The sequence below is a fragment of the Azospirillaceae bacterium genome, from assembly GCA_028283825.1.
In the GTDB taxonomy this organism is placed as follows: domain Bacteria; phylum Pseudomonadota; class Alphaproteobacteria; order Azospirillales; family Azospirillaceae; genus Nitrospirillum.
The window spans coordinates 134,026-146,351 of sequence record JAPWJW010000004.1 but is presented as its reverse complement, the minus strand read 5'-3'; the positions used below and the strand labels follow the sequence as shown (position 1 = coordinate 146,351).

The window sequence follows — 12,326 nt, the reverse complement described above, 5'->3', positions numbered from 1 at the left end:
TGGCGTTATCCTTCCCCCATGCACGATTTGGATCTGAACCTGCTGGTGGCGCTGGACGCCCTGCTGGCGGAACGCAGCGTGACCGGCGCCGCGCGGCGCCTGGGCCTCAGCCCTTCCGCCATGAGCCGTACACTGGCGCGGCTGCGGCTGGCCACGGGCGACCAGCTGCTGGTGCAGGCCGGACGGACGCTGGTGCCCACGCCCCATGCGGAGGAGTTGGCCGGCCGCGTGCCGGCATTGGCGCGGGAGGTGCAGGCCGTGCTGAGGCCCGCCGGCGACCGGTTGGACCTGGCGGCGCTGGAGCGGACCTTCAGCTTGCGCGCCGGCGAGGGGTTCGTGGATTTGCTGGCGGCACCGCTGGTGGCGGCGGTGACCCAGGCCGCACCCGGCGTGCGCCTGCGCTTCGCCCCGAAACCGGACAAGGACGCGCAGCCGCTGCGCGACGGGCTGATCGACCTGGAAATCGGGGTGATCGGCACCGCGGCGCCCGAGGTGCGGACGCAAGTGCTGTTCCGCGACCGGCTCATCGGCATCTGCCGCGCCGGCCATCCCCTGCTGGCGGAGGGGCCGGTGACGGCGGCACGCTACGCCGCCTGCCGCCACATCGCGGTTTCCCGCCGGGGGACCGTTGCCGGCCCGGTCGATGACGCCCTGGCGCTGCTGGGCCTCAAGCGGACCGTGGTCCTGGTGGTCCCCGCCTATCCCAATGCGATGCAGATCGCGGGCCGGTCGGATCTGGTCGCGCTGGTGCCGCGAACCTGCCTGGGCGGTGCGGGGGTCGGCGACCAGGCGGTGGGCCTGCAAAGCTTTGACCCGCCGGTTCCCATGCCGGAATTCACCGTCTCCGCCATCTGGCATCCCCGCATGGACGGGGATCCGGCGCACCGCTGGCTGCGCCGGACCATCGCGACGGTATGTCAGAACGCCTTATCCAGCGACCTTTGATCGGGAGCGATCAAAGGTCCCCTCATTCGCCGGGCGCCAGCATCCGCTGGCTTGGGCTTCCTCGTTTTGCGGTCCACTTCGTTCCCCACAAAACTCCGGCGGCTGCGGTCGCAGCCTAGGCGGCATGAGCCGAAACTCATGCCGCCGTAACGGCAATCAGCCCACGAAGGCGCGGATTTCCTCCGCCAGCTTGGGCTTGAACTCGGGCGTGCTGAAGCCGGGCAGGCCGCGAAACGGCGCGTTGATGTTCTTGGCGGCTTCGATGGTGCCCTCCAGCAGGCCATCCTGCATCGAGGCGACCACCAGCACCGGCTGGGTGACCAGCGGCATACGGATGGTGGGGTCGTAGGTGAAGGCGGCGCGGTAGCTGACCGGATAGGTCTCCGCCGCCTTCAGCACTTCCAGGACCATATCCTGCAGCGCCTGGGGGGAATAGAGGCTGCTGTCCAGCTTGTGCGCCAGATCGCGCTTGTACCAGGGATAGAACAGCGACTGGTCGCGGCAATACATGAAGCAGCGCAGCAGATGGGTGCCGTCCAGTTCCGGGGCGAAGGGCCGGGCGTAGACGTTCAGGTACTCCGCCGTCTGTTCCGGCGTGAAGACGGCGATGCCGTCCAGGATGACCTTGGTGATGACCTGCGGGGCGGCGATCGCCACCTCGATCGCCACGTCAGCACCGGTGTGGGACCCATAGACGGCGGCCTGGGTGATGCCCAGGGCGGTGATGCCCTCCAGCAGGCCGGCCGCCAGGTCGGCGATGGTGGGTTCCGCCAGGGGCAGCGGGGTGCTGTCGCCGTTGCCGGGGGTGTCGAACGCCACCACCCGGTAGCCGTCGGCCAGCAGGGCGATCAGCGATTCCAGCTGCTTGGCGCTGCCGGGCGACATATGGTGGAGAATCACCGCCGGCCCCTGCCCCGCCGTGCGGTAGTGAAGCTGGCCGAAACTGGTATCGACGAAGCCGCGCTTGATGATCGCCATGGGTTTTTGTCCACCTGATGGAATAATTCGCTAGGCGGATAAAATATTGGGCGCATTCATCACGGATGCGCCACTGTTTGTGTGTGTTTTGACCAACCTGCGGACAGTCGTCTAAACTGACGTTTAAGACTGTTAACTATGATGTTCATTTACCCTTAGCCACAAAAATAAGGAGGCTAGGGCATGAAAAAGAAAATAAAGCGGGGCGCTTCCGGCGTCGCGCTGCTGGGCGCGCTCGTGTTGCAGGCCGGCGCGCACGCCGCTGACGCGCCGCAGCAGACGGAATCCCCCCAGGCCGGCGCAAGTCAACCCGACGACGGCCAGCTTGAGGTCATCACCGTCACGGCGCAGCGCACGGGCCAGCGCTTGCAGGACGTGCCGGTGGCGGTCACCGCCGTGACCGGCGCCACGCTGGAACGCATGGACATCACCACCGCCAACGATCTGGGCCGCATCGCCCCCAACGTGAACTTCGCGGCGGGCACGGGCGGCAGCACCCAGCTGCGTCCCTACATCCGCGGCGGCGGGGTCAGCGACGGCGGCAACGTCACCTCGGAATCCGCCGTCGGCATCTATGTCGACGACGTCTACCGGGCGCGCCTGTCCGGCGCCATCATGGACTTCCTGGATCTGGACCGGGTGGAGGTGCTGCGCGGGCCGCAGGGCGTGCTGTACGGCCGCAACTCCTCCGCCGGTGCGGTGAAGCTGGTGACCCGCGCGCCGGAACCGGACCTGGACGGCTATGTCGAGGGCGGCTACGGCAACTGGAACCAGCGCCAGCTGAAGGCCTACGTCACCGACGCCATCAGCGACAGCGGCGACTGGACCGCGTCCATCAACGGCATGGCGCGCGGCCAGGACGGCGGCAAGTACTATGACGCCACCCTGAAGAAGGACGTGGGTGCCGAGGAATTCCCAAGGTTTGCAGGCCGACGTGGCCTACAAGGGCTCCGCCCCCATCCGGGGCCGGTTCACCGCCTTCTACACCAACCTGGATTCAGACGGGCAGTACGCCATCCCCACCAACCCCTACGCCAACGGGGTGGAAAGCCAGATCAGCACGCTGTCGGGATCGTACAACACCAGCCTGTCGCCCTACCCGTCCTACACCCACACGCGGCAGTACGGCAGCACCCTGAACCTTCAGGCCGATTATGACGGCGGCACCATCACCTCCATCACCGGCTATTCCCACCTGACCAACAATTGGGGGGAGGATTTCTCCGGCGGCGTGCCGTCGTCCGCCCTGGGCATCCCGTCGGATGAATACCTGGCGCTGTACATCCGCGACAGCAAATCGACCCAGCACCAGATCAGCCAGGAATTGCAGGCGGCGGGCCACGCCTTCGGTGGCTTCCTGGATTATGTCGGCGGGCTTTATTACTTCAGCGAATCCGCCACGCAGGATGTGGATCAGTCCATTTTCCTGGCGCCCAGCACCCAGGGTTTCAACGTCGACACCGACAGCTACGCCGCCTTCGGCCAGTTGACCGCCAACCTGACCGACAAGCTGTCGCTGATCGCCGGCGGCCGCTACACCGTGGACTACAAGCACCTGTCGGCCTACTTCGACAATACCGCCATCCAGCGTGACGACGCCTTCGCCCGCTTCTCCCCCAAGACCGGCATCACCTACAAATTCACGCCGGACATCCAGGCCTATTTCACCTACAGCGAAGGCTTCAAGGCCGGCGGCTACAACGGCCTGGCGGGTACCGCCGAACAGATCAACACCCCCTTCAAGCCCGAGGTGACCTCCGCCAAGGAAGTGGGCGTGAAGACGGAGCTGTTCGAAAACCACGTGCGCGTCAACGTCTCCCTCTTCCAGAACGACGTCCACAACATCCAGCAGCTGTTCAACCTGGATGACGGCACCTTCCTGGTGGACAATTTCGATGCCCGCATCCGTGGCGCGGAGATCGAGGCGTCGTGGCGCGTGACCCATGAACTGACGGTGTGGGGCAACGCGTCCTTCAACGACGGCACCTACACCAGCGGCGGCGGCACGACGACGGTGGACACCACTGGCAAGAAGGTGGTGGGCCTGCCGGACCAGCAGTTCAACGTCGGCGCCGATTATGCCGTGGCCCTGGGCGCCGGCACCTTCAGCTTCGGCGGCGACGCCCTGTTCCGCAGCCAGACCTATTCCACCATCGACAACGGCGCCATCGGCAAGGTGCCGGACCAGAGCTTCGTCAACGCCTATGTCGGGTATGAGCAAGGCCCCTGGGTCTATCATGTGGGCGTGAAAAACCTGCTGAACGCCAGCGGCTATGTCACCGGCTTCGGCTTCTCCGTCGTCCAGCCCCGCTTCCCGCTGGACCCGCGCAGCGTGCTGGCCACGGTGCGGTATAAGTTCTGATTTTCACATTGCCTCAATCGCCGGGCGCCCGCATCCGCGGGCTGGGTTTCCTCCCTTTCCGGTTCGCCTTCGGCTTCCCGGAAAGGTCCGGCGGCTGCGGTCGCAGCCTACAGCGGCATGAGGCGAAACCTCATGCCGCTGGTATCTCCAGGGCGACGGCTTATCGGCTCAATCGCGCCTGCAGGAATTCGATGAAGCGTTGGGTCTTGGCCGGCAGCAGGCGGGTTTCGGTCACGGCGTAGATCGGGGTGGGAAGGCCGTGCCATTCGGGCATGATCCGGCGCAGCGTCCCGGCGGCCAACTCATCCATGACCACTTCCTCCGGCATCAGGGCGATGCCCATGTCCAGTGTCGCCAGGCGGCGGATCATGCCGACGCTGTTCAGGATGAACCGGCCGCCGATGGGCACCGTGGTGGTTCCTTCCCCATCGCGCAGGGTCCAGGTTCCGGCGCGCAGGATGCCCAGGCACTCATGCCGTTCCAGGTCGGCCGGCACCGTCGGCTCCCCCGCCTGCGCCAGATATCCCGGTGAGGCGTAAAGGCGGGGCGTGAGGGTGGCCAGCAGGCGGGTGATCAACTGGCTGTCTTCGGATTCACCGATGCGGATGGCCACGTCGAAAGGTTCGCTGACCAAGTCCACCCGGCGTGGCGTCAGGTCGAAGTTGAAGGTGATGCCGGGATAAAGGCCGGCGAACTCCGCCATCAGGGGCGCCAGGTAGGTCAGCGCGAAATCCACCGGCAGTGAGGCGCGCAAGACCCCGGTGGGTTGGGCCAGCATGTCGCCCAGTTGCGCGTGCGCCAGCCGGGCCTCATCCACGATGCGCTTGCAGCGGTCGAAATAGATCTGCCCGGCCTCGGTCAGTTCGATCCGCCGGGTCGTGCGGTGCAGCAGGCGCAGGCCGATGCCCTTTTCCAACGCGCTGATGCGCCGCGACAGGGTGGAGTTGGGCATGCCGATGGCCTCGGCCGCGGCACGAAAGCCCTTGGCTTTCACCACCTCCACGAACAGGGCCATGTCGTTCAGAATCTCCACGGCAATTGCTCCAAAAACGGATCAGTATTCTCCAAAATACCGGATTTATCCCACATGGGAAGCGGCGGATGATCCGGGTATCGAGATTGGAGGACCCATTCCATGAGCAGCCTGTTCAGCCCCGTCCGCCTTGGCCACCACACCCTGAGCAATCGCCTGGTCATGGCGCCGATGACCCGGTCGCGGGCGCAGATCGATGGTACGCCGGGCGACCTGGCGGCCGAGTATTACGCCCAGCGCGCCGGCGTCGGCCTGATCGTCACCGAAGGCACGCAGCCGTCCGAAGACGGCCAGGGCTATTTGACCACGCCGGGCATCCACACCGATGCGCACGTTGCCGGCTGGCGGACGGTGACCGACGCCGTGCACGCCAAGGGCGGCCGCGTCTTCATCCAGTTGATGCACGCCGGCCGCATGTCCCACCCCGACAATACGCCCCACCATCGCCAGGGCGTGGCGCCATCGGCCATCGCGCCCGGCAGCGGCATGTTCACCATCAAGGGCATGCAGGACATTCCCGTGCCGCGCGCCCTGTCGGTGGCGGAGGTGCGCCAAACGGTCCAGGACTTCCGCCACGCCGCCCGCCGGGCCGTCGAGGCCGGCGCCGATGGGATCGAGATTCATGGCGCCAACGCCTATCTGGTGCACCAGTTCCTGGCCCCCAGCGCCAACACCCGCACCGACGCATACGGTGGCCCCATCGAGAACCGCGCCCGCTTCGCCATCGAGGTGGCGACCGCCATCGCGGGCGAGATCGGCGCCGACCGCACGGCCCTCCGCCTGTCCCCCGGCCTCAGCCTATGGGGCATTGATGAGGGTGCGGAGGGACCGGATCTCTACCGCCACCTGGTGGCGGAACTTGACACCATAAAGCTCGCTTACCTGCACATCGCGCATCAAGGTAATGAGGCGCTGCTGTCCGACATCCGCCGACTGTGGACCGGTACGTTGATCCTGAACCGGCCGGGCCGCCCCCGCGACCAGGTGGGAACCGACGTGGCATCCGGCCTGGCCGACCTGGAATCCTATGGCCAGATGGTGCTGGCCAACCCGGATTTCGTGGATCGCCTGAAGCGGGACGCGCCGATGAACGAGGCCGAGCGCGCCACCTTCTTCGGCGGCGGCAGTCAGGGATACACCGACTATCCCACCCTGAAAGCGTGAGGCAACGCCCCTCCCCCAAGGGGTGGGGAGGGGCGCTTCCATCACCGGACACGGATCACCCGCCCTGGTACGGCGGATAGTCGGTGTAGCCGGTGGCACCGCCGCCGCCATAGAAGGTGGCGGGATCGGCCGGCACCAGCGGCCAGCCGTTCTTCATCCGCTCCACCAGGTCGGGGTTGGAGATGAAGGGCCGCCCTATGGCGATGAGATCGAGGTCGCCGGCTTCCAGCGCGCGCTCCCCCGTCTCTTGGGTGAAGCCGCCGGCCGCGATCAGCGTGCCGGTGTAGGCTTTGCGGAACGATGCCCCGAAGCCATCCGGGATTTTCTCCGCCCCCAGCGTCAACTGGTCGCTGAGATGCACATAGGCGAGATCCCGCGCCTGGAACGAGGCGGCCACCGCCATCCAGGTCGCCGCCTCGTCCGCGTAGGGCATCATGTCGAACAGGCGCCCGAACGGGGAGATGCGCACGCCGGTTCGGTGTCCGCCGATTTCGGCCGCGATGGCGTCCAACGTCTCCAGCAGGAAACGCAGGCGGTTCTCGATCGGGCCGCCGTAGCGGTCGGTACGGTCGTTCAGGGCGCCGTTGATGAATTGCTCAAACAGATAGCCGTTGGCGCCGTGCAGTTCGACGCCGTCGAAACCGGCATCGATGGCCAGGCGGGCGGCACGCACGAAATCCCGGGTGATGCGCGGCATCTCATCGGTCGCCAGGGCGCGCGGCGTGCTGACCGACACCAGGCCGGCATTGCCGGCCGCGTCATAGGCGAAGGCCTTGGCGGTGGGGGCACGGCCGTTTGTCGGGCCGACCGGCGCGCCGCCGTCCGGCTGAAGCGAGGTGTGGGACACGCGCCCGACATGCCACAACTGGGCGAAGATTTTCCCGCCCTCGGCATGGACGGCGTCGGTGACCCGGCGCCATCCCTCCGCCTGCCGCGCGTTGTACAGGCCGGGGTTATAAAGATAGCCGCGCCCCTCGATCGAGACCGGCGCCCCTTCGCTGACGATAAGGCCGGCCCCGGCGCGCTGCCGGTAATAAAGGACGGTAAGATCGTCCGGCACGTCCTCCGGCGCCCGCGCCCGGGTCATCGGCGCCATCACGACGCGGTTGGAAAGCGGCAGGCCCGCCAAATCATACGGCTGGAAAAGAAGGCTCATGGTTGTTTTTTCCTTGGGTGATACAGCAATCAGGCGCGGGGCCGGTCGACGACGGTGAGGCTGAGGCCCGTCCAGAACTCACTCCGCTCCGGCCGGGTGATCTCCCGCTCCGCTGCCACGATGGCCGCGTGGCTTTCAGAGGCCAGGAAGGTCTCCGCGTCTTTCATCGAGGCGAACGCCAGGATGGTGACGCCGTTGATGACGGCGGTGGTGGGACTGGCTGGAATAGACGCCGGCCCCCAGCGCCAGCAACCAGATCACCGCCCGGCTGGCGGGCTGGTCGGCTGCCTCGGCTGTCATCGCATGCTCGTGCCGGGCCATCACGCACGCCCCGGCACGTCGAACACGGGGCGCGGCGGCGTCCCGGCGGATCGGTTGGGCCAGGCGACGTCCAGCCGGGTGCGGCTGATGCGCCACGCGCCATCGACGCGTTTGTATTCGTCGGCGTAGAGCCCCAGCAACAGCAGGGGGTTGGGATCGGGCTTCGACGCCGTCTCGAAATCCAGCAGATAGCACAGGCCCTCGGCCGTGTCGGGGCCGGTGAGCTTTATCCAATGGTTGGTGACGGTGTGCAGGAAGGGATAAGTCCCCTGCCCGTCACGGTCGTACAGCGTGAATGCGCCGGCCAGGCCCGCACGGATCTCGGTCAGGCCGCGCAGGGTGCCGACCGTGACCTCGACCACCGCGTCGGCCGTGAAGACCTGGTCGAGCAGGTCCAAATTGTTGCTGTCCAGGTAATGGCTGTAAAGGATACGCAGGTCGCGTATCGCCTCCTTATCGATGAGGCCGCTGAGTTGCTGGTTCATTGCGGGATCCCGTGCGCTGATGCCGAAGGGGGAAACGCAGGCCGTCCGTCGTCCGGCATGCCGCATCAGGTCGACGGGGCCTCATGCTTGGCGCATGTTAATTCGGGCCCATTAATGCGATAATGGCGTCAATATTCCAGTCACTCCGTCCTGCAGTTCCAGAATGATCGACCAGACACGCTTCAACGGCATCGCGGAATTCGTCGAAACCGCGCGGACCGGCAGCTTCACGGCGGCGGCCACCCACCTGGGCCTGACCGGCTCCGCCGTCGGCAAAAGCGTGTCCCGGCTTGAGCAGCGCCTGGGCATGAAGCTGCTGCACCGCACCACCCGGCGGCTGACCCTGACCCCGGAGGGCGAGGCCTATCTGGAGGCCTGCCTACGGATCGTGGAGGATCTGGAGGGCGTGGAGGGCGGCCTGGCCTCCGGCCGCTCGGACGCGGTCGGCAAGCTGCGCCTGGATGTGCCGGCGGCCTTCGGGCGCCGGCACATCATGCCGACGCTGATTGACCTGTCCAATCGCCACAAGCGCCTGGATCTGGCCGTGATGTTCACGGAGCGCACCGTGGACATCATCGCCGAGGGCGTCGATCTCGCCGTCCGCATCGGCACGCTGGACGATGACAACGATCTGGTCGCGCGCCGCCTGGGCACGCAACGGGTGCTGATCTGCGCCTCACCCGGCTACCTTGCGGAACACGGGCGCCCGGCCTCGGTCGAGGAACTGACGACGCGCGACTGCATCATCGGCTGGCGCCGCGTGCCGCGCCCGGGCTGGCTGCTGCGTGACGCTTCCGGGCGTTTCACGCGGCAGGAGATCCATGTGCGGCAGGAATTCAGCGATGGCGAGGCCATGGTGGCCGCCGTGCTGGCCGGCTGCGGCCTGTGCCAACTGCCGACCTGGCTGGTCAACGACCATCTCGCCGCCGGGCGGCTGGTCTCCGTGCTTGATGCCTTCTCCGGCGCAGAAATGCCGATCCACGCGGTCTGGCCCCGGTCGCGGTATGTCCAGCCGAAAGTGCGCGTCGTGATCGATGCCCTGGTGCAGGCCGCGGCGCTGCAAGGGTCGGGCTTCAATCCCTAGGGGGGCGGATAAGCGTACGACGGCGGCAGCCTGACCTATAAGTTCTGAGCGTGCCGGGAATCGCCGCGCTGCCTACTCGGCCGGCGGTTCCCACAGTTCCAGGGGATTGCCTTCAGGGTCGTGGATGCGGGCGAAGCGGCCAGTCTCGGCCGAGTCCCATTCCGGGTTGGTGGCGACCTCGATGCCGGCGTCGCGCAGATCCTGGAGCAGCCGGTCCAGTTCCGTGACACGGAAGTTGAACATCGCCTGCTTGTCCGGCGGGAAATAGTCCGTGTCCTGGGAAAAGGGCGCGAACACGGTGGGGCCGGCCTGCTGCACCCAGTCATAACCGCCGATGCCCAGATGTTTCTGATACCAGGCCTTCAGGGCCTTGGGATCCCGCGCCCGGAAGAAGACGCCGCCGATACCGACCACAGGCATGATGACCCTCCCGCTTTTTGGTTGCGGGAGCCTATCATTGGCCGGGCGGCCCGTCGATGTCGTCGGCACAGGTGGCCCGCGCCGCCGCCTTGATGCGGTCGATCAGGGCGATCAGGCGGGCGCCGTCATTGCCCAGGGGGCTGCGGTGCGGCTGGCCACGCACGGCGTGGATGAATTCCTGAAGCTGCGTGCGGAAATATCCTGAGAGATCCCGCCCGCCCATGCTGCGTGCGTCGGTGATGGTGGCGGGATCCGGCCGCACCAGCAGTTCGTCGTTCCAGTACAGGAATTCCCCATCCTCGATGCGCATCACGCCCAGGTCGAAGAACAGGGTCTTGCGGTCGGTCACCTGGCGCTGGTTGTAGGAGATGTGGATGCTGACCATGCGGCGGCCGGGATAGCCCAGCAGGATCATGGCCTCATCCTCCCCCAGCCAGCCGGTCTGGTGGCGTGCCGCCTCCACCTGCACGCGGGATGGCTCGTCCTGTCCCATCACCAGTTGCACGAAGTCCAGGGGATGGGGGGCGTAGAGGGACAGGATCAGCCCCTCCGCCGCCGGCCGCGTCGCCCACCACGGCGCCTGCGGGCCATCCCAGAAAAAGCATTGGGAGATTTCCACGGCGCGCAGGCGGCCGAAATCGGCCCAGTGATCCTGAAGGTGACGGACAGCGGCGTTATGGCGGAAGGTATGGCCGACCGACAGCACCTTTCCGGCCAGGCGTGCGGCCTCCGCCGCCTCGCGCGCGTCGGTCGCGTTCTCCGCCATGGGCTTTTCCACCAGCACATGCTTGCCGGCCGCCAGGCATTGCAGGGTCTGGGCGGCATGCAGGCTGTTGGGGCTGGCGATCAGCACGGCGTCCACGCCCGGCAGCGCCAGGGCATCGGCCAGATCGGTGAAGGAATGTGCCGCCCCATAACGCGTGGCCAGGGCGGCCGCCCGGTCGCTGTCGGCATCCACGGTGGCCACCAGCGTGGCGTCGTTGGCCAGGCTGGCGATGGCGTCCAGGTGCGAAGGTGCGATGCGGCCACAGCCGACCACGATGAACCGCAGGCGGGTGTCGGGATCACTCGGCATAGGCGGGGGCTTTCAAGGGCTGGGCCTCATCAACGAAGCGCCAGATGATCAAGGCCGCCACCACCATCAGGCTGGCGGGTATGAGGCCGTAGGCGGCGGCGATGCCGTCCAGGGCGGAGGCCGGCTGGGCGATGCCCTGCTTGGCCAACCGGGCGTCGAACCCGGACAGCGACAGGATGCCGCCGGCAATCAGGGTGCCGCCCAGCGCGATGCCGGCCTTCTCGATGATGGACCAGACGGCGGCGAAGGATCCCGCACGGTCCTGGCCGGTCTCCTCGCGTGAGCGGGCGATGGTGTCGGCCAGCAGCGACAGCACGATCAGGCCCCAGCCGGAATTGAACAGGCCGACCAGGCCGGCATAGACGTAGATCAGACCCAGGGGGGCATGGGCCGAGCATGCCCAGGCCACCATTGTGCCGGCATGGCCCAGGGCGCCCAGCATATAGGTGCGCTTCTTGCCCAGGTGCCGGGCCACGAACACCCACAAGGGCGCGCCGATCATGACCAGCACGGCGGCCAGGGTGGCGATGATGGCGATCTGCACCAGGGCGTCGGCCCGGGCCATGTTGTAGGTGATGAAAAAGACGAAGGCGGCGTAGGAGATGCCGGCCCCCACCGTCATGGCGACGGCCGAGGCGCACAGCACCAGGTAGGGCCGGTAGGTGAAGACCGACAGCAGGCCGCGCAGGTCCAGCGCCGGACCGCCCGCCGGCACCACCCGGATGCGGGATGCCGCCCGCCACGCCACCAGCAGCGACAGGGTGCAGATGGCCCCCAACGCCGCCGCGGCGATGATGTAGGCCGGGCGCCCGCCCCCCCCAGTTCGTGGATCAGGATGGGCGTCAGGGCCGATCCCAGCAGCAGGCCGCTGCCGGTGAAGCCGTGCTTCCACGCCATCATCTCCGTCCGTTCGGCGGGATCGTCGGTGATCTCCGCGAACTGCGCCAGATAGGGGACGGAGAAGGTGGAGAAGGCGATCATATAGCCGCTGAACGCCACCACCACATAGGCCACCTGTGCCGCCACCGGCACGTCCGGCACGGCGAAGGCCGCCAGCATCATGATGGGCGCCAGGACGGCCCCCACCAGCAGCCAGCGGCGGCGCGGCATGCGCGCCGCCATCCGGTCGGACAGGATGCCGATGCCCAGGTCGGACACCGCGCCGAAAAACACCTTGGGGAAAAAGATGGCGGCCCCGCCCAGCGCCGGCGCGATGCCGATGACCGTGGTCAGGTAGAACAGCAGCAGCAGCGACGGCACGTCGCGGAACAGCTGCCCCGCCACCTGTCCCATGCCGTACCCG

General features: G+C 67.2%; 11 protein-coding genes and 2 pseudogenes. 5 read left to right on the top strand and 8 right to left on the bottom strand.

Annotated elements, in window-relative coordinates:
* Window positions 1-18: 18 nt before the first annotated feature.
* Window positions 19-945: a LysR family transcriptional regulator gene (locus PW843_24995; GenBank protein MDE1149820.1), complete on the top strand. Its 927-nt coding sequence runs from the start codon at window positions 19-21 to the stop codon at window positions 943-945.
* Window positions 946-1,101: 156 nt separating this feature from the next.
* Here PW843_24995 and PW843_24990 read toward each other — a convergent pair whose 3' ends face one another.
* Window positions 1,102-1,923, bottom strand: a complete 822-nt coding sequence (locus PW843_24990; protein MDE1149819.1) for an alpha/beta hydrolase — start codon at window positions 1,921-1,923, stop codon at window positions 1,102-1,104.
* Between the two features lie 183 nt (window positions 1,924-2,106).
* On the opposite strand from PW843_24990, the pseudogene PW843_24985 reads away from it, so the two are divergent.
* Window positions 2,107-2,610: pseudogene (locus PW843_24985) on the top strand (TonB-dependent receptor plug domain-containing protein).
* Window positions 2,611-2,845: 235 nt separating this feature from the next.
* Window positions 2,846-4,285: a TonB-dependent receptor gene (locus tag PW843_24980; GenBank protein MDE1149818.1), complete on the top strand. Its 1,440-nt coding sequence runs from the start codon at window positions 2,846-2,848 to the stop codon at window positions 4,283-4,285.
* Window positions 4,286-4,445: 160 nt separating this feature from the next.
* Here PW843_24980 and PW843_24975 read toward each other — a convergent pair whose 3' ends face one another.
* The gene (locus tag PW843_24975; GenBank protein MDE1149817.1) at window positions 4,446-5,318 is read right to left on the bottom strand and encodes a LysR family transcriptional regulator; all 873 of its coding nucleotides are present in this window, start codon (window positions 5,316-5,318) and stop codon (window positions 4,446-4,448) included.
* A gap of 102 nt (window positions 5,319-5,420) precedes the next feature.
* On the opposite strand from PW843_24975, the gene PW843_24970 reads away from it, so the two are divergent.
* A complete protein-coding gene (locus PW843_24970) occupies window positions 5,421-6,482 on the top strand; it encodes an alkene reductase (protein ID MDE1149816.1) in 1,062 nt (353 codons plus the stop codon).
* Between the two features lie 55 nt (window positions 6,483-6,537).
* On the opposite strand, the gene PW843_24965 is transcribed toward PW843_24970, so the two are convergent.
* The 3 genes from PW843_24965 to PW843_24955 all read right to left on the bottom strand — a co-directional run bounded on the left by PW843_24965 (window position 6,538) and on the right by PW843_24955 (window position 8,444).
* A complete protein-coding gene (locus tag PW843_24965; GenBank protein MDE1149815.1) occupies window positions 6,538-7,638 on the bottom strand; it encodes an alkene reductase in 1,101 nt (366 codons plus the stop codon).
* 29 nt (window positions 7,639-7,667) lie between these two features.
* Window positions 7,668-7,805, bottom strand: a complete 138-nt coding sequence (locus tag PW843_24960; GenBank protein MDE1149814.1) for a hypothetical protein — start codon at window positions 7,803-7,805, stop codon at window positions 7,668-7,670.
* 153 nt (window positions 7,806-7,958) lie between these two features.
* Window positions 7,959-8,444, bottom strand: coding sequence for a nuclear transport factor 2 family protein (locus tag PW843_24955; protein MDE1149813.1), 486 nt, complete (start codon window positions 8,442-8,444; stop codon window positions 7,959-7,961).
* 163 nt (window positions 8,445-8,607) lie between these two features.
* Between PW843_24955 and PW843_24950 the strand changes: the two genes are divergently transcribed.
* Window positions 8,608-9,528 (top strand): LysR family transcriptional regulator, encoded by a 921-nt coding sequence (locus PW843_24950; protein MDE1149812.1) that lies wholly within the window; start codon window positions 8,608-8,610, stop codon window positions 9,526-9,528.
* 72 nt (window positions 9,529-9,600) lie between these two features.
* On the opposite strand, the gene PW843_24945 is transcribed toward PW843_24950, so the two are convergent.
* The 3 genes and pseudogenes from PW843_24945 to PW843_24935 form a co-directional block, all read right to left on the bottom strand.
* Complete coding sequence (locus PW843_24945; protein MDE1149811.1) at window positions 9,601-9,948, bottom strand: VOC family protein; 348 nt, start codon at window positions 9,946-9,948, stop codon at window positions 9,601-9,603.
* Between the two features lie 34 nt (window positions 9,949-9,982).
* Window positions 9,983-11,023, bottom strand: a complete 1,041-nt coding sequence (locus tag PW843_24940) for a Gfo/Idh/MocA family oxidoreductase (protein MDE1149810.1) — start codon at window positions 11,021-11,023, stop codon at window positions 9,983-9,985.
* Window positions 11,013-12,316: pseudogene (locus PW843_24935) on the bottom strand (MFS transporter). Before PW843_24935 ends, PW843_24940 begins: the two are co-directional and overlap by 11 nt.
* Between the last annotated feature and the right edge of the window lie 10 nt (window positions 12,317-12,326).

Bases quoted from the DNA above. Each gene is read 5' to 3' on its own strand.
- PW843_24960 (MDE1149814.1), bottom strand. From the start codon at position 7,805: ATGAAAGACGCGGAGACCTTCCTGGCCTCTGAAAGCCACGCGGCCATC.
- PW843_24995 (MDE1149820.1), top strand. From the start codon at position 19: ATGCACGATTTGGATCTGAACCTGCTGGTGGCGCTGGACGCCCTGCTG.
- PW843_24965 (MDE1149815.1), bottom strand. From the start codon at position 7,638: ATGAGCCTTCTTTTCCAGCCGTATGATTTGGCGGGCCTGCCGCTTTCC.
- PW843_24945 (MDE1149811.1), bottom strand. From the start codon at position 9,948: ATGCCTGTGGTCGGTATCGGCGGCGTCTTCTTCCGGGCGCGGGATCCC.
- PW843_24940 (MDE1149810.1), bottom strand. From the start codon at position 11,023: ATGCCGAGTGATCCCGACACCCGCCTGCGGTTCATCGTGGTCGGCTGT.
- PW843_24990 (MDE1149819.1), bottom strand. From the start codon at position 1,923: ATGGCGATCATCAAGCGCGGCTTCGTCGATACCAGTTTCGGCCAGCTT.
- PW843_24955 (MDE1149813.1), bottom strand. From the start codon at position 8,444: ATGAACCAGCAACTCAGCGGCCTCATCGATAAGGAGGCGATACGCGAC.
- PW843_24950 (MDE1149812.1), top strand. From the start codon at position 8,608: ATGATCGACCAGACACGCTTCAACGGCATCGCGGAATTCGTCGAAACC.
- PW843_24970 (MDE1149816.1), top strand. From the start codon at position 5,421: ATGAGCAGCCTGTTCAGCCCCGTCCGCCTTGGCCACCACACCCTGAGC.